Annotated in this window: 10 protein-coding genes and 2 pseudogenes; 3 read left to right on the forward strand and 9 right to left on the reverse strand. The window is 68.7% G+C overall.

Annotation, left to right across the window (positions count from 1 at the left end):
• Positions 1-37: 37 nt before the first annotated feature.
• From EJF31_RS03035 to EJF31_RS22275, 9 genes and pseudogenes are all read right to left on the reverse strand, one after another.
• On the reverse strand, positions 38-940 hold the full coding sequence (locus tag EJF31_RS03035) for an enoyl-CoA hydratase/isomerase family protein (protein ID WP_260430588.1): 903 nt from the start codon (positions 938-940) through the stop codon (positions 38-40).
• Positions 829-3,096 carry a CoA transferase gene (locus EJF31_RS03040; RefSeq protein ID WP_125035604.1) on the reverse strand — a complete coding sequence of 756 codons (2,268 nt, stop codon included), beginning with the start codon at positions 3,094-3,096 and terminating at the stop codon, positions 829-831. Before EJF31_RS03040 ends, EJF31_RS03035 begins: the two co-directional genes overlap by 112 nt.
• The gene (locus EJF31_RS03045) at positions 3,093-4,646 is read right to left on the reverse strand and encodes an AMP-binding protein (RefSeq protein ID WP_125035605.1); all 1,554 of its coding nucleotides are present in this window, start codon (positions 4,644-4,646) and stop codon (positions 3,093-3,095) included. Before EJF31_RS03045 ends, EJF31_RS03040 begins: the two co-directional genes overlap by 4 nt.
• Positions 4,643-5,668, reverse strand: coding sequence for a 4-hydroxy-2-oxovalerate aldolase (gene dmpG / locus EJF31_RS03050; protein ID WP_125035606.1), 1,026 nt, complete (start codon positions 5,666-5,668; stop codon positions 4,643-4,645). The genes EJF31_RS03045 and dmpG overlap by 4 nt, the downstream gene beginning before the upstream one ends.
• A complete protein-coding gene (locus tag EJF31_RS03055) occupies positions 5,665-6,618 on the reverse strand; it encodes an acetaldehyde dehydrogenase (acetylating) (RefSeq protein WP_125035607.1) in 954 nt (317 codons plus the stop codon). Before EJF31_RS03055 ends, dmpG begins: the two co-directional genes overlap by 4 nt.
• Before the next feature lie 129 nt (positions 6,619-6,747).
• Positions 6,748-7,584: an IclR family transcriptional regulator gene (locus EJF31_RS03060; RefSeq protein WP_125035608.1), complete on the reverse strand. Its 837-nt coding sequence runs from the start codon at positions 7,582-7,584 to the stop codon at positions 6,748-6,750.
• Between the two features lie 188 nt (positions 7,585-7,772).
• Positions 7,773-7,953 (reverse strand): annotated as a pseudogene (locus tag EJF31_RS22270) (integrase core domain-containing protein); the annotation flags it as partial.
• Between the two features lie 13 nt (positions 7,954-7,966).
• On the reverse strand, positions 7,967-9,055 hold the full coding sequence (locus tag EJF31_RS03065; RefSeq protein ID WP_221767436.1) for an IS110 family transposase: 1,089 nt from the start codon (positions 9,053-9,055) through the stop codon (positions 7,967-7,969).
• Between the two features lie 285 nt (positions 9,056-9,340).
• Positions 9,341-9,786 (reverse strand): annotated as a pseudogene (locus tag EJF31_RS22275) (DDE-type integrase/transposase/recombinase); the annotation flags it as partial.
• A 240-nt stretch (positions 9,787-10,026) separates the two neighbouring features.
• On the opposite strand from EJF31_RS22275, the gene EJF31_RS03075 reads away from it, so the two are divergent.
• The 3 genes from EJF31_RS03075 (at position 10,027) to EJF31_RS03085 (ending at position 15,161) form a co-directional block, all read left to right on the forward strand.
• Entirely contained in the window at positions 10,027-11,631 is a 1,605-nt protein-coding gene (locus tag EJF31_RS03075; protein WP_185736116.1) for an amidohydrolase, read from the forward strand.
• A gap of 629 nt (positions 11,632-12,260) precedes the next feature.
• A complete protein-coding gene (locus EJF31_RS03080) occupies positions 12,261-13,871 on the forward strand; it encodes an amidohydrolase (protein WP_221767437.1) in 1,611 nt (536 codons plus the stop codon).
• Between the two features lie 159 nt (positions 13,872-14,030).
• Positions 14,031-15,161: a sugar ABC transporter substrate-binding protein gene (locus EJF31_RS03085; protein ID WP_125035612.1), complete on the forward strand. Its 1,131-nt coding sequence runs from the start codon at positions 14,031-14,033 to the stop codon at positions 15,159-15,161.
• Positions 15,162-16,309 lie beyond the last annotated feature (1,148 nt).

Below are 16,309 nucleotides of genomic sequence, written 5' to 3' on the forward strand. Positions count from 1 at the left end.
CATCGCCGCGGGGTGGGGTGCGCGGGGGAGTGCCGCCTCAGCATCCCTCGAAGCGCGCCTCGCGCTTGTCGAGGAAGGCCTGGATGCCCTCGGCCGCGTCGGCCAGCTCGAGGTTGAGCATGACGTGCTCCTCCTCGACGGCCATCGCCTCGTCGATCGGCAGGCCCCACCCGCGGTCGATCACGGCCTTGACCAGCCCGATCGTGGCGGTGGGACGAGCCGCGAGACGCTGCGCCTCGCGGGCGACGACCTCGTCGAAGTCGTCGCCCGCGACCAGGTCGACGAGGCCCTCGGCCAGCGCCTCGACCGCGGTCAGCCGAGTGGCGTCCATGATGAGCCGCTTCGCGCGGTGCGGGCCGATCAGCCGCGGCAGCCGCTGCGAGCCACCGGCGCCCGGGAAGATGCCGAGGTCGGTCTCGGGGAAGCCGAACGTCGCCCGGGCGTGCAGGATGCGCAGGTCGCAGGCGAGCGCGAGCTCGGCCCCGCCGCCGAGGGCGTGCCCGTTGAGTGCCGCCACGACGGGCTTGGGCGCCAACTCGATCAGCCGCTGCACGTCGACCCACCGGCGCATGGCGCGGTACGTGTCGGGGTCGAGCCTGCGCATCACCGTGAGGTTGGCGCCGCCGACGAAGATGCGTTCCTTGCCGCGCACCACCACGCAGCGCACGGCCGGGTCGTCGAGCACGGTCGGCAGGTGCACCAGCAGCGACTCGATGAGGCCGGGGTCGACGATGTTGACGCGGCCGTGGTCGATGACCACCGTGGCGACGGCTCCGTCGCGGTCGATCCTGAAGCCGGTGGGCGTGGGGGTGGTGGACGGGGAGGTGGTTATGAGAGAGCTCCTTTCTCGTGAAGGTCGGCGAGCTCGTCGGGCGTCAGCCCGAGCAGCTCGGTGAGAAGGACGTCGGTGTGCTGCCCCAGCAGCGGCGCGGCTTCCCACAGGCCACCGGGCGTCTCGGACAGCCGCGGGACGATCCCCTCGACCGGGACCGCTCCGGCCAGCGGGTGCTCGAGCACGGGGTAGAACCCGCGGGCGGCGAGCTGGGCGTCGTGCTCGACGAGGGCGCGGCCGTCGCGGACGGGGTACGCGGGGACGCCGAGCGCCTGGAGCCTCTCGGCGAGCGTCTCGGCATTGGCCCCTTCCGCGTGCCGCTCGAGGTCGTCGAGCGGTTCGGCGGCGTGAGCCGCGACGCCGAGCTCGCCCAGTGCCGCGCGCAGGACGTCCGGCGCCACGGCACCGACGGCCAGCCACCGGTCGTCGCCGGTCGCGCGCACGATCCTCGCCACCGCACGCGACGGGGGCTCGGGCGGCAGTTGGCTCTGCAGAAGCGCGGACCCGAGGTGCGAGGCCATTGCCTCGAGCTGGGAGAGGTCCACGTGCCCACTGGCTCCGCGGCCCAGCAGGTCGAGGGTCGCGACGACGGCGGAGTTGGCCGCCACCATGTCGCCCAGCCCGAACGTCAGCCCCTGCGGCGCCCGGTCGGCTCGCCCGGTCTCGGCGGTCAGCCCCGACATCGCGGCCAGCGTGTCGGCGAACGTCACGGCGTCCCGCCACGGCCCGTCCTGCCCGGTGCCGGCCATCGAGACCAGCACGACGCCGGGGTTCAGCTCGCGCAGCCTCGGGTAGTCCAGCCCCCACTTCGAGAGCACGCCGGGGCTGAAGTTCTCGACGACGACGTCGACGTGCGGCACGAGACGCCGCAGCAGGTCCTGGCCCTCGTCGGTGCGCAGGTTGAGCGCGAGGCTGCGCTTGTTGCGGTTGAAGTTGACGAAGTAGCCGCCGTCGTCGATGCCCGCCTCGGGTCGCAGCCGCATGCCGGGGGCGAAGCGGGTCGGGTCCTTGCGGTGGAACGACTCGACCTTAACGATCTCGGCCCCGTGGTCGGCGAGGGTCCTGGTCACGTAAGGGCCGGCGAGCACCCACGTCAGGTCGAGCACGCGGACGCCGTCGAGGGCCGCTCCACGCTCGACGCGCGGACGTCGCCGGGTCGGCGGGCGGTCGTGCGACCGAGGTTCGGGCCAGACCTGCGACAGCTCGACCGGCTGCGGGGGAGCGATGGTGACAGGGCGCGGAGCCGCCGCGGGTTCCCAGCCCAGTCCGACGTCGCGCAGCCCCTCGGGACCCTCGATGCCGACGAAGAACTGACGCGCAAGCAGCTGAGGGTTCTCGAGCAGCGCCGCCCCCGACGCGACCTCGGCCCACGGCAGCCCACGCCGGCGGGCCTCCTCGGCGAACGGTCCCGCGGGGCGGTGCGCCACGAAGCGCGAGACGACCTCGTCGACGTGTGGCCGGCCGGCCCAGCGGACCTCGACGTCCTGCCACCGCTCGTCGGCGAGGTCGCCGGCCTCACCCTCCTCGACCATCCAGGCGAGCAGGTCGTCCCACATGCGGGGGCTGCCCGAGTAGCCGCCGGCGAGGTAGCCGTCGGCGGCGCGGAAGACGCGGTGGGCCACGTGCCCGTACACGCCCGACGAGCGGCCGGGCACGGTGCGGCCGTGGATCCAGGCGATCGCGCCGGTCTCGAGGGTCGCGGCCACGGCCTCCTGCGCCGAGACCTCGACGAGCTGCCCTGCGCCGGTGCGGTGGCGGGCGTTCAGGGCCAGCAGCGCGCCGATCGCTCCGTGCGTGCCGGCGAGCTGGACGCCCTGTTCGCGCGGGGGCGGTTCCGGGGCGTGCCCGGGATCGCCCCCCAGCCAGGCCATCCCTCCGGCTGCCGTCAGCACGGTATCGTCGCCCAACCAGTCGCGGCGGGGACCTGTCAGGCCGAACGGTGTCACCACGACGTGCGCCGCGTGGGCCCAGGCCTCTGGGCGGGTCTCGCGCAGGGCGAGCGTGCGCAGCCCGGCGTTCGGCCCCGACTCGAGCACGACGTCGGCGCGCTCGACCAGGGCCTCGACCGCGGCGTCGAGCTGGTCGAGGTCTGGCACCGACAGCAGCCGCTTGCCTGCGTGCCAGTGCAGCGCCTCCGCACCGGTGGTGGGCTCGCTGTCGAAGGCGATGCGCACGACGTCCGCACCGAGGCCGACGAACAGGCGGGCGCCCTGGTGGCCGAGCGCGTCGGTGAGGTCGAGCACGCGCAGGGGGGTGGTGGTCACGGGTTCTCCTGGGAGGTCGCGGACGCCTCGGCGTCCCAAGCGGCCGGGGGCAGGGGGCGGTCGCGCAGTGCCCGGTGGACGATCTTGAGGCTGCCGGTGCGAGGGAGCGAGGTCTCGACGCTCACGAACCTGGGCACGGCGTGGCGGGGGAGGTGGGCCGCGCAGTGTCGCCGCACGTCGGCCGGGTCGGGCTGGGAGCCCGTGCGAGGTACGACCACCAGCAGCACGTCGTCGTCGGTCAGCTCGGACGGGACGCCGACGGCTGCGGCCTGCTCGACGTCGGGATGCCCCATGGCCACCTGCTCGAGGCGCTCGGCGTCGATCGTCAGCCCCCGGCGGCGGATCACGTCGGCAGCGCGTCCCTCGTGGTGGAACCAGCCGTCGTCGAGCCGGCCGCGGTCGCCGGTGACGAACCAGCCGTCCGACCAGGCCGCGCGGGTCGCGCCGGCGTCGCCGACGTACTCAGTGAACGTCAGACCGGGTCGCGTCGGCCGCACCTGGACGGTGCCGGTGCTGCCGTCCTTCAGGGGTGCGCCGTGCTCGTCGACGACCCGCAGGTCGTACTCGGGCACGACGCGTCCAGCCGCTCCCGGCCGCACGTCGCGACCGGTTGTGGCGACGTCGCCGAGCTCGGTGCACGCGTAGGCCTGCCGCAGCTCGACGCCGAACCGCCCGAGCACCTGCCCGTGCAGCCAGGCGGGCGCCGGTCCGCCGTAGGCCTGACGCACCGAGTGGAGCCGATCGGCCGGCGCTGCGGGCTGGCGCAGCAGCATCGCGCACACCGCGCCCATGAAGTTGAAGGCCGTGACGTCCTCGCGCGCGACAGTGCCCCAGAAGCGCGAGACCGAAAAGGTGTCGACGACGAGGCGGGCCCCCGACAGCACGGCCGGCAGGAAGGCGGCGTGCCGTGCGTTGATGTGCTGCCAGGCGAAGACGTTGAGCAGCACGTCGTGGGCGTCGTAGTCCATCGCGCGGCGCACCCGTTCGGCCTGGCCGAGCCCGGCGCCGTTCGGCAGGAGAGCCCCCTTGGGACGGCCGCCCGTCCCCGACGTCACCATCACGGCCGCCGGTGCGTCGAGTTCGGCACGGTGGGCCGGAGTCGGCCGGGCGGGCAGGTCGTCGACGTGAGGGATGCCGGCGAGCCGACCGCCGATGGTCAGCACGGGCCGACCGGGGTGGGCACCGAGCATGGCGAGGTGCTGCTCGGCGCTGAGGCGTTCGGGCGCGACCACGGCCGTGACGCAGCGCGTGGACGACGCCAGCGTGCGAGCCACCGCGGGGTCCAGACCGTTCGGGAGCGGCAGCTCGACGGCGCCCAGCCACGAGATGGCGGTCGTCAGGGCAGCGGCCTCCGGACCGGAAGGCACGGCGGTCGCTACGACGTCGCCCGCCGCGGCGACCGACGCGAGCGATCCCGCCAGGCCGATCGCGCGGTCGAGCAGCTCCCCCGCGCCGAGCGCGCTACCCCCGACGAGGCGGATAAGCTCGCCGTCGGGGGCGGTGTGCGCGCGGAGCTCGACAGCCTCGGCGAACGACCGCGGACGGGTCATGCCGACTGCATCTGCTTCTGCGCGGCGATCGTCAGCGCGATGTCGACGATCATGTCCTCCTGGCCGCCGACCAACCGCCGGCGTCCGCACTCCATGAGCAGGTCGCGCACGTCCACGTCGTAGTGGGCCGCGGCGTTCTCGGCGTGGCGCAGGAAGCTCGAGTACACACCGGCGTAGCCGAGCGTCAGCGTCTCGCGGTCGACTCGCACCGGGCGGTCCTGCAGCGGTCGGACGATGTCGTCGGCGGCGTCCTGCAGCTTGAACAGGTCGCTGCCGTGCTCGATGTCCGACAGGTTGGCCGCGGCGACGAATGCCTCGATAGGGCAGTTGCCGGCGCCGGCGCCATGTCCCGCCAGGGACGCGTCGACGCGGTACGCGCCGTGCTCGACCGCGACGAGCGAGTTGGCGACCGACAGCGAGAGGTTCTCGTGGGCGTGAATGCCGATCTGCGTGTCGGCGTTGAGCGCGTCGCGGTAGGCCTTGACGCGGGCGGCGACGCCGTCCATCGTCAGGCGTCCGCCCGAGTCGGTCACGTAGACGCAGTGCGCGCCGTACGACTCCATCAGCTTGGCCTGCTGGGCGAGCTTCTCGGGCTCGGCCATGTGCGAGAGCATCAGGAAGCCCGACACGTCCATGCCGAGCTCGCGGGCCGCGGCGATGTGCTGCGCCGACACGTCGGCCTCGGTGCAGTGGGTCGCGATGCGCACCGACCGTACACCGAGGTCGTAGGCGTGCTCGAGGTCGTCGATCGTGCCGACGCCGGGCAGCAGCAGGGTCGTGAGCGTCGCGTCCTGGATGACCGAGGCCGCCGCCTCGAGCCACTCCCAGTCGGAGTTCGACCCCGGGCCGTAGTTGAGCGAGCCGCCGGCGAGCCCGTCGCCGTGGGCGACCTCGATGGCGCCCACCCCAGCGCCGTCGAGCGCGACGACGATGCGCTTGACGTCCGCGGGCGAGATGCGGTGGCGCACGGCGTGCATGCCGTCGCGCAGGGTGACGTCCTGGACGTAGACGGGTGTGCTCATCGGGCGACCTCCTTCCGGGCTGCGAATCGCTCAGCGACCTGGATGCCGGCCGAGGTCATGATGTCGAGGTTGCCGGCGAAGGCGGGCAGGTAGTCGGCGGCGCCCTCGACCTCGAGGAACACCGAGACCTGGTGCGTGGGCCGTGGTGACGCGGGGTCGTCGAGCAGCGTCTCGACCGGTTGGTCGGCGGGCACGGCGTTCACCTGCACCTCCTGCTTGAGGCGGTAGCCCGGGACGTAGGCGGCGACGTCGGCGACCATCGCCTCGACCGAGGCGCGGATGCGGCTCTCGACGTGGGGCTGCCCGTCGGCCACCACGAGGGCGAGCACCGTGTCGCGCATGATCAGCGGGGGCTCGGCCGGGTTGAGGATGATGATCGCCTTGCCGCGCGCCGCGCCGCCCACCGCCGTGATGGCCGCGGACGTCGTCTCGGTGAACTCGTCGATGTTGGCGCGCGTCCCGGGACCCGCCGAGCGCGACGCAATCGAGGCGACGATCTCGGCGTAGGCGACCGGGACGACCCTGTTGATCGCGGCGACGACGGGGATCGTGGCCTGGCCTCCGCACGTGACCATGTTGACGTTGCGGGCGTCGAGGTGCTGCTGGAGGTTGACCGCGGGGATGACGTAGGGGCCGATCGCGGCGGGGGTCAGGTCGATCATGGTCTTGCCGTAGGCCTCGAGGCGGGCGGCATTGGCCTCGTGGGCCTTGGCCGACGTGGCGTCGAAGATCAGCTCGATGTCGTCGAAGCCGGGCAGCGCGATGAGTCCCTCGACGCCCTCGTGGGTCACGGGGACGCCCAGCGAGCGGGCCCGTGCGAGCCCGTCCGAGTCGGGGTCGATGCCGACCATCGCCCCCATCTCGAGGTGCTCGGACCGGTTGACCTTGATCATGAGATCGGTCCCGATGTTGCCCGAGCCGATGATGGCGACCCTGGTGGCTGTGCTCATGCTGACCTCGCTCGCTGCGCCCCGGGATGTCCCGACGCTCGATGGTGCGCGCGGGCCTACGTCTGCCGCGCGGCTCGACCGTCGTCACTGTCACAGACACGACGCGGCGAGTACACGCACCGGGTCCGGTCAGCGATACAGCGTCAGTGCGGGGCTGCGACGCTCGGTTCCCATGGCGAGCTTCGTGTGCTGGCGGGTGATGCCGGCGGACGCCAGGCGCAGCGTCCTGACGAGCGCCTCGTCGCCGGAGTGGGCGACCGGGACCGTGAGGGACAGTGCCGCGATGACGCTCTGCCCGCTGTCGTAGATCGGCACGGCGAAGCTCTTGAAGCCCAGCAGGGCCTCCTCGTGCTCGGTCGCCAGCTCGTGCTCGCGGATCGTGTCGAGCTCGCGGCGCAGGGTCGCGTGGTCGAGGGTGCTGTGGGTCGTGAGGCGCTGCATCCGCTCGGCCACGACGGCGTCGAGCAGGTCGTCGTGGTGCGGTGACATGGCCAGCAGCAGTTTGCCCGAAGCGGTGCACGTCAGGGGCAGGCGCCCGCCCACCTTCGACAGCGCGTGGACGCTGCGCGTGCCGCCAAGCTTCTCGAGGTAGTACGTGCTGGTGCCCTCGAGAACGGCGAGGTGCGCCGTGCCACGGGTCATCGCGACCAGGTCGACCAGCACGGGGCGGCCGACGCTGCACAGCAGGGACGCGCTGCCGACCCGCTGGCTGAGGGCGAACACACTGAACCCGATGCGGTAGCCGTTGTCGACCCGCTCGAGCAGGCCGAGCGACACCAGTTCCTGCGCGAGCCGGTAGACCGAGGGCTTCGGCACGCCGCTGCGCTGGCTCAGGTCGACCAGGCGCAGGTTGTCGTTTTCGTCGTCGAAGGCCGACAGGATCGAGAACGCCTTGCCGAGCACCGAGTTGGGGATGGAGCCAGGACTGTCCTCGACCGTGTCGAGGTCGTGTGCCATGACGCTCATGCATATCTCCTGCTCGTCAGCCCGATGTGCTCCCCGTCACATCATTATCCAAGTGGATAACACCAAAGTCCAGCGAATCACGTGAACCCATCACGTCGAGTGCGTGGCGCTGCTTTCGAAAACCGGCCCTGACCTGCGGTGATGCGGTTCGGGTTCACACGGCCGGGCCACGAAAATGGGCCTTAAGTTTAGTTCCACGTCACGTTGTGAACGCGGTCCGCGGTGACGAGGCCTCCGATGCCGGTGTGGGGTCGGTGGTGATTGTAGGGAGTGAAGCCAGTCGTCGTAGGTCGCTGCGCGAGCGGCGTCTGAGAGGTAGGTCGTGGCGGAGGCCCACTCGGTGACGATGGGGCGGTTGAAGCGCTCGATGCTCCTATGTTCGTCAAGCCGCTGATGGAAGCGGTGCGGACGTTGTGGTGGCGGTCTGCGCTGGTCGGGGCAGATTGGCGTAGACCTCGCGGGCGATGTAGCGCTTGAGGCAGCGGATGATCTCGCGTTTGCTCAGTCCCTCGGCGGTGCGACGTTCGACGTAGTCGCGGGTCGGCTGGTGATGGCGCATCCGGACGATGGTGACGATGTACAACGCGCTGTTGGCGGCGCGGTCGCCGCCGCGGCTGAGTCGGTGACGGCCGCTGGTACGGCCGCTGCTGGCGGGTTGGGGTGCGACGCCACAGAGCTTGGCGAAGGCGGCTTCGTTGCGGATGCGGTCGGCGTTGTCGCCGGCGGTGACGAGGAACTGTCCGGCGATCTCGATGCCGACCCCGTGAAGTTCGATCAACTCGGGCGCGGCAGCGCGGACGAGGGCTTCGATCTGCTTGTTGAGGGTCTTGACCTCGTCGTCGAGCTGCTTCCAGCGTCGTGCCAGGTCGCGTAGGGCGGTCTTCACTCCGGCCATCAGCAACCGGTCCGGGTCGGTCGCCAGTTCGAGGAGGTTCTCGGATTCGGGTCGCAGTCGCAGGCACCGATTGACCAGGGTCTTCTTGCTCAACACCACGAGCTCGTCGCGCAGCGGTGAGGGTGCGCCGATCATGACGCCCCACAGCGTGTTGAAGGCGTTGGTGCGTGCCTTGACTGCGCTGGAGCGAGTTACGCGCAGGGTGCGGATCACCTCGACCATGCCGGACTTGGCCTTCGGGGTTGCGGTCGATGTCTGGCCGAGGACGGCTCGAGCGATCTGCTCGGCATCAAGTCGATCGGACTTGCCGTCCATGTGTCGGGCCAGCCGGTTGGGCCGGTTGACCTCGACCACTCGGACGGCGTGCGCGGTCAGGTACCGGGTCAGGGTTGCGCCGAAGGATCCGGTGCTCTCGACCCCGATCGCCGCGACGTCACCATGGCCCTGGATCCAGCTGAGCAGGTCGGCATAGCCGCGGTCCTTCGCGGGGAACTCTCGGTGGCCCAGGAGGCGGCCGTGGTCGTCGACCGCGGCGGCGTAGTGGGTGTTCTTGTGAGTGTCCACGCCGCCGATCACGGCGATCGACTCGTTGATGGGTGCTGGCTCGATGACCTTGTGGGTTGTCATGCTGGGATTGCTCCTCCGTGAGGGCTGATCTGACGGATGGAGCGAACCGGCCGGGCGGGCGACAAGTCTGTGACGGGGCTTCTAGTCCAAGCTCCTATCAGGTCAGTTCCGCCTGGCCGGTGCGCACCACGACGCTGCACCGGAGCCAGCCGACAAATCGAACGCAGGACACCGTGGTCACACCTTGGCCGGGGTCAGACCGGTCCAGCGCAGCGCCGGGGACAAGTCTTCACACACCTTGCCGTTGGTCTGGGGTCGGTAGGGGCGAATCCGACGACGCTGGACAGCCGGGCCGAGCGCTGCGGCGAAGTCGTGCGAGCGGTAGCAGGCGCCGTTGTCAGTCGTGATCCCGGCGTCGGCGAAGAACGCTCGGGCGCGTTCCCAGAGGCCGCCGCCGTCTCCTTGCCCTCGTCGAGCAGTGGCTCCGAGTAGGCGAGTCGGGAGTGGTCGTCGAGGGCGTGGTGCAAGAAGACATAGCCGTGCGATCCTGGCGCCCCCGCGCGATGTGCGCGCGTGCGTGCGACGTGTGCCCGGTTGTCCTGTGCCGAGCCACGGCCGTGCATCCGCCAGCCACCGCCGTCAGGGATGCGGCCGAGCTTCTTCATGTCGACGTGCATGAGCTCGCCAGGTGTGCTCGCCTCGGATCGAAGCGGCTTGAGCTTGCGGACCGGCAGTCCGGTGGCCGGGCTGCGGACGCTGCGCCAAGAACTCCTATGCGGGCTCGCCAAACGGGTTGCGTCCGCAGCTCTGATCGGTGCCGCAGCCTCAAGTGTCGGTCGACTGGAGACCACTCCAACGAAGCGGTCCTGCCGGTAGGGCGACGCTCAGCGAGAAGGTTCGGTGAGCGGTCCGCGTCATTGCAGTGCCCTACCGGGACGTTGAGGCTGGCGATCCCAAACGCTGAGTCGAGGAGGAAAGCCGTGAGAGTTGCCTACGTAAACGTTCGCGCGTATACGGTCGCGCCAGACCAGGAGTGGGCGTCGGCCTTCATCGTCACCGACGGTGTGATCACCCACATCGGTACTGACGACGAGGTTCGCGGGCAAATCGACCAGGACGATCAGGTGGTCGACCTCCAAGGTCGGATGGCGATGCCAGGCATCCATGATGCCCACACGCACCTGGTGAGCGGCCTCAACAACTGGGAGGTCTCCTTTCCCGCAGCAGCAGACGAGAACGGCATCCTTGTCGCACTCCAGGCATGGCAGGGCCCTCGCCCCACCGACGTGCATGGCAATCAGTGGCTTGTCGGCGGACGCTACTGGCCGACCGCCCTCGGACCCAGGGGGCCGCACAGGGACTTCCTCGACGAGGCGTACCCCCATCACCCTGTCATGCTCCACGATCGATCGGGTCACAACGTGCTGACCAACAGTCGCGGTCTGGAGCTCGCTGGCATTGATGCCTCGACGCCGGACACGAAGAACGGTCAGGTTATTCGCGATCGCGACGGCCGGCCCACCGGCGAGCTATATGAACATGCACGGTGGCCGCTGTTCCGCGTGATGGGGCGACACGACGACGACGTTGTGGAGCAGGCGATCCGGTATGCAATGGCCCTCAATCACCACTACGGCGTCACATCTGTTCAGGACGCGTCTTCGACCGCTCAGCTCCTTCGGGTCCTGGGCGTACTCGATGCGTCTAACTCGCTCAAACTCCAAGTCGCCGGCCACCTGGTCTGGCGAGAGGAATCATTCGGAATGGCTGACCTCGGCGAGCTAGATCGAATGATCGAGCACCACTCCGACTATGCATCGGAGCACGTCGACACCAGGTTCGTGAAGTTCTGGCTGGATGGATCACCGATTCCTCCCTACTGGACGCACTCGTGCATCCACGAGGACGGCACCGTTGACGAAGACCATCTGCTCATCCCCCAGGAGGAGATGAAGGCGGCGGTCGCTCGGTTCGACGCCCTCGAACTCTCCGTGAAGATTCATTGCGGGGGGGAGGGAGCGATTCGGAGAGCATTGGACGCGATTCAACATGCACGCTCTGTCAACGGCCCTGACGGGCCGCGCCACGAGCTGGCGCACTGTTGTCTGGTCGCTGACCAGGACTTCCCCCGGTTCGCCCAGCTGAACGTCGGCGCCGAGATGTCTCCGGCTGTGTGGCACCTTCCAGAGCACAACGTCAGCGACATGTACTTCTTCGACGTAGTGGTGGCATCGGGTGCCGAGATGACGCTCGGCACCGACTGGAGCGTGTCCGCGTCGCCGAACCTGTTTCCGGCGCTGCAAGGGACGGTCGAGCACGGCGCACACTCCATCGACCTCAAGACCGGCCTCGCCGCCCTGACGATCAACGGAGCGAAGGCCGTGGGTAAGCACGCCACGCGCGGTTCGCTGGAAGTGGGAAAGTCCGCAGACTTCATCGTCCTGGACCGAAACCTGTTGGAGGTGCCCGTCAGCGAGGTGGGGGACACGAAGGTGCTGCGTACCTACTTCGAGGGCGAACTGGTCTACGACGCAGCAGATCCAGCTCGGCTTGAACCAGGTCGATCCGAGCGAAGAGCGCGATGAGTGTCGAGTCCGCTCTCGGTCTCCGGGCACTTCGATCCCTGTGAACATGCCAGTGTTGTGGCCCGGCTGTCCAACGGCGGTGGTCAGAAGCGGCAACCCAGGATGTGAATCGGGTGCCCATGGTTTCGCGAGTCGTGTCGGACGACCCCCGCGGCGCGACCTTGACAAGGCACGGTATGCCTGACCGTCGGAACTCGCAATTCACTGAGCCGCAGCGGTGTTCGACCGGATCCACGCCGAGGTGCGTCGCGCGACCGCCATTTCAAACGGCAACAGCAGTTGCGTCCACGTGACTGGACCTAGGTGACGGACTTGGCGTCGTCGAGGGGCAGCGCCCTCTCAAGAGCCCGAGTGGGACCCACGCAGGAGCGGAAAGAATCCGCTGCCTCACTCAGGTCGACTGCCCCCGCGTGGGTCCGCTCACCGAACCAGCCAGGATCAAGACCCATGCGGAGATACGACACTGGCGTGTTCTAGGTGGTTGCTCCCGAAGAAGCGCATCCACCCTCAGGGCCGTGCGGTGTGCCACCTCGGCTGGGTCACCGGTGATGCCCCAGCGGCGTAATTGCCCGCGGGCACATGGCTCATGCGCACTTTGTCCCTCGATGCTCAGAGAAGGAAAGATCCCAGTGAGTCAGAAATCGACACGCGACACCGTGTATCTCAACGGGCGGTTCTACACGGCGGACTCGCAACGCAGCTGGTGCGATGCCGTGCTGGTGCGCGACGGCGCCTTCGCCGCGCTCGGCTCGGCCGAGGACGTGCGAGATGCGGCTGAGATCGGCCACGAGGTCGTCGACCTCGACGGTCGGATGGCGATGCCCGGCATCCATGACGGACATACGCATCTGCTCTTCGCGGGCTTGAGGCACACCGTCGAGGCGCAGATCAGTCCGATGGCTGACGGCGCGCAGGTAGTTCGAGATCTGATGGCGTCAGCACGTTTCGGATGCGCCGGACATCAGGGGCAGGAGGTCGACGATCAGGGCTGGCTCGTGGCGGGGGTTCTTGACCCCACACCATTCCCCGAGATGCGACCCGATCGCGCCTTCCTTGACGAGGCATTTCCCGACCGTCCTGTGATGATCTACGACTGGTCGATGCATCACCTTCTGGTGAACGCCAGAGCGTTGGAGCTCTCCGGGATCGACGAGGAATCTGTCGGGCCGCCCGGCGGTCAGCTGGTACGCCGAGACGACGGGCGGAGTCTGTCGGGCGAGCTGGTTGAGCACGCGACGTGGCCCGTGCAACGAGCGCTCCCTCAATACGCACCCGAGGTCTATCGACGCGCACTCACCTGGGCTGTTCAGACGTGCAACCGGTACGGCATCACGTCGGTGCAGGAGGCGTCGGCGACCGCACCGGAGCTTCGGGGCCTGGCCGAGCTCGACGGCGACGATGAGCTCACCCTACATGTCGCCGCCCACCTGGTGTGGCGCGACGAGGGGATCGGCACCGCGTCCATGGCCGAACTCGAGACGATCATCGCGGAACGCGATCATTTTCGAACGGATCACGTGGACACCGCCTTCGTGAAGTTCTTCATGGACGGGGTGCCGCTGCCGCCGCACTTCACGGCTTGCGAGCTTGTCGACAACGAGCCGGAGAACGGGAAGATCTTGATCCCTCGCGACGAGCTGGGGGACGCGCTGCGGCGATTCGACGCTGCCGGCCTCAAGGTGAAGATCCACTGTGCTGCCGCGGGTGCGGTTCGGGTGGCGCTGGACGAGTTCGAGAAGATGCGCCTCGCCAACGGCCCGAGTGGTCCTCGGCACGAGGTGGCACACACCACGTGGGTCTCTGACGTCGACCTGCCCCGCTTTGCCGCGCTCAACATCGGTGCAGACATGTCGCCCGCGGTGTGGAGCGATCCCCAGTTCGAGAAGATCCTCGCAACGGGTTACCGCTTTGCCACAATGCAGGACCACGCCGTCCAGATGACCGTAGGAACGGATTGGGCGGTGACCGCCACTCCCAATCTCTTCCCGGCGCTGGAGGGAATGCTGCTGCGCGGTCAGGAGTCGCTCGCTCTGAGCGACGCCTTGCAACTCCTCACGATCAAGGGCGCCGAGGCGGTCCGGCGTGCCGATCGGCGAGGCTCTGTCGAGGTAGGAAAGTCGGCCGACTTCATAGTGCTCGATCGCAACCTTTTCGAGGTACCTCTCGACCAGATCGGGGCCACTACTGTGCTTCGCACTGTCTTTGAGGGACGGACTGTCTACGAACGGCCGGTCGGCTGACCTGGTGTCCGTCCCGGCCACGTCCAGCCGGTTCGTTGAGCGAAACCAGCACTCCGGGGCTGCTCGCGTGGGATCCACACTGTCGACAACTCATGGTGAGTTGGTCGATTCCACCGGAGCGGGTCGCGTTGACCGCCGTACATCTATCAGGAGTAGAACATGAACCGACTTACGATCACTCGCGGGGCGCGTGGTTGGGCGGGGTTGGCCGTCTTCAGCACGGTGGTCCTTGCTCTTTCGGCCTGCGACTCTGCGGCCGATTCCTCGGGTGATGTCTCGGGGGCGGACACGGGCGCGGCGTCGGTGTCGGCTGGACTGGACCCGGCCAAGCTCGTCGAGGGCTACACCGGCACGGATGCCGGCCTGCCTGACCACTATCCGGATGTCACCAAGCAGGATGGTGTGTCCTGCACGGTTGGTTGGTCGAGCCCGACCGAGGCGCAGGAGTCGTTGAAGACGATTGGCGAGGCGATGGCTGCTGAGGGTGAGCGGTTGGGCTGTGAGGTCAAGGTCGTTGACGCGAATTTGAGTGTCGACAAGCAGGTCAGCGACATCAAGCAGTTGGTCGCTGAGCATGTCGACGCAATCGTGTTCTACCCCCTCGACGGGCAGGCGCTCGTTCCAGTGCTGAAGGAGGCTGAGGCTGCTGGCATCAAGAGCATCGGTCTGGAGGTCAACGAGGGCAACCCGGCAGGCAGCACCGAGGGCATCGTGTCGCAGATCCAGCAGGCGATCGACAAGACCGCGTACGTGCAGATGAACGCGGTCGCGCAGATCAAGGCGGGCAGCAAGGTCGGGATCATCGGGATCGGGGTTCCGGTGCCGGCGTTGAAGTACGCCGCTGCTCGCCAGGAGTTCTGGGGCAAGGAACTCGGGCTGGACGTGGTCGGTACCCAGGACAACGCGACCGACGACCCGACTGGTGGTGAGAAGGCGGCCAGTGCGCTGATCGCCCAGAACCCGGACTTGGACGGGATCGTGTCCTACAACGATGCCTCCGCATTCGGTGCCTACTCGGCAGGTCGTTCGGCAGGCCTGACCGACCTGACCCTAGTCGGCTCGAACGGCGCGACCGACGCGATCGAGGCCATCAGGAAGGGCCGCCTGACCATGACCGTGAAGCTCCAGGTCGCCCAGGTCGGCCAGCAGGCCATGATCGGTGCCTACGGGGCGCTGACCGGAGTACCGCTCCCCGAGACGATCGCGCTCGCGGGGCAGGCCTACACCGCCTTCAACATCGACTCCTACACCACCTGGGCCCAGGACGTGGCAGCCATCGCGTCCCAGTGACACCCACCTCCTCCGCCGTAACCCGGTGGAACGAGGCTGAACACGTCGTCCCGGCAAGGCACTGCCCCGCACAGCGGCAGTGCCGATGCAGGGCAGCCAGGTCGAGGTTCCCACCACCGGGACCCCGAGAACCAATGCCGTGTCATGGGGGAGTCCGGGGCGACCTCTACGGCAGCAGCCTTAGGCATGCCCGTCAGCGAGTCGGTCGCTACGCCAACTGCCCGAGGCAACGACGGACTGGCCCGCTCCTCGGGCATGAACTCTCTACCGTCCTCCGGTGTCTTGGTCGCCTGGTCGGACATCGACCGGCCAGCCGCGACCGGTCGGATCTGGCTGCCGTTGTCGAGACTTCCTTGTGGTTCGGCCGCCTGGGGTCTGGAGGTCAGCTACGGCAGTGGCGCCACATCGGCGAACGTGAACTCCTAGACCGGGACTCGCAGTTCCCCGTCGGGAAGGAGTCGCTCCAAGTTTGCCATGGCGACGAGCCCTTGCTCGTCCCGATGGAGCATGTTGACAGGCAGGAGAGCGACGTCGTCGAGTAGCCAGTTGGGAAGATCCAGCATCGCCCTCGTCCCGCCTGCGTAGCCGATTACTGCAACGCGCCCGCCCGGTCGGATCCACCGAGATCGGGCGACAAGCTGGTCGCTGCCGACCGATTCAACGAGGAGCGTGCCCCGGTCTAGTTTCGACCAGCTCGGCCAGGCGCTCCATGTCGCGGCCTTGGCCTCTTCCGCGCCAGGTGGCACGAGGCCGCCCGATCCGGATGCGAGGTGAGCGCGACCACCTTCGATCCGGAGAGGAGCCCGAGCCGGACCACCATTGACCCGACCGCGCCGGCTGCGCCAGTCACGATGACGGTTTCGTCGGCGATACCCTGCACCAGGCGCCAGCGACCGAAGGCAAGCGACGTGGTGCAGTGCGACGTACGCGGTAGACATGGGTTCGTACGCTGATGCGGCGAGCTGGGACGACAGGCTGGCTCGCACTAACTCAAGTGCGGTGTCGGGGACAGCTACGAACTCGGCCCATGTGCCGTTGCGCGTCACCCCTAGTCCGGCGCCGCACCTCCCACGTAGGGCGGGTCAGGCCGTATGTCGAAGTCACGGGACGAGACCGTCAGGTCGAAGTGGGACAGCACGGCGGATTCG

This window comes from Nocardioides sp. LS1 (genome assembly GCF_003865225.1).
Taxonomy (GTDB): Bacteria; Actinomycetota; Actinomycetes; order Propionibacteriales; family Nocardioidaceae; genus Nocardioides; species Nocardioides ginsengisegetis.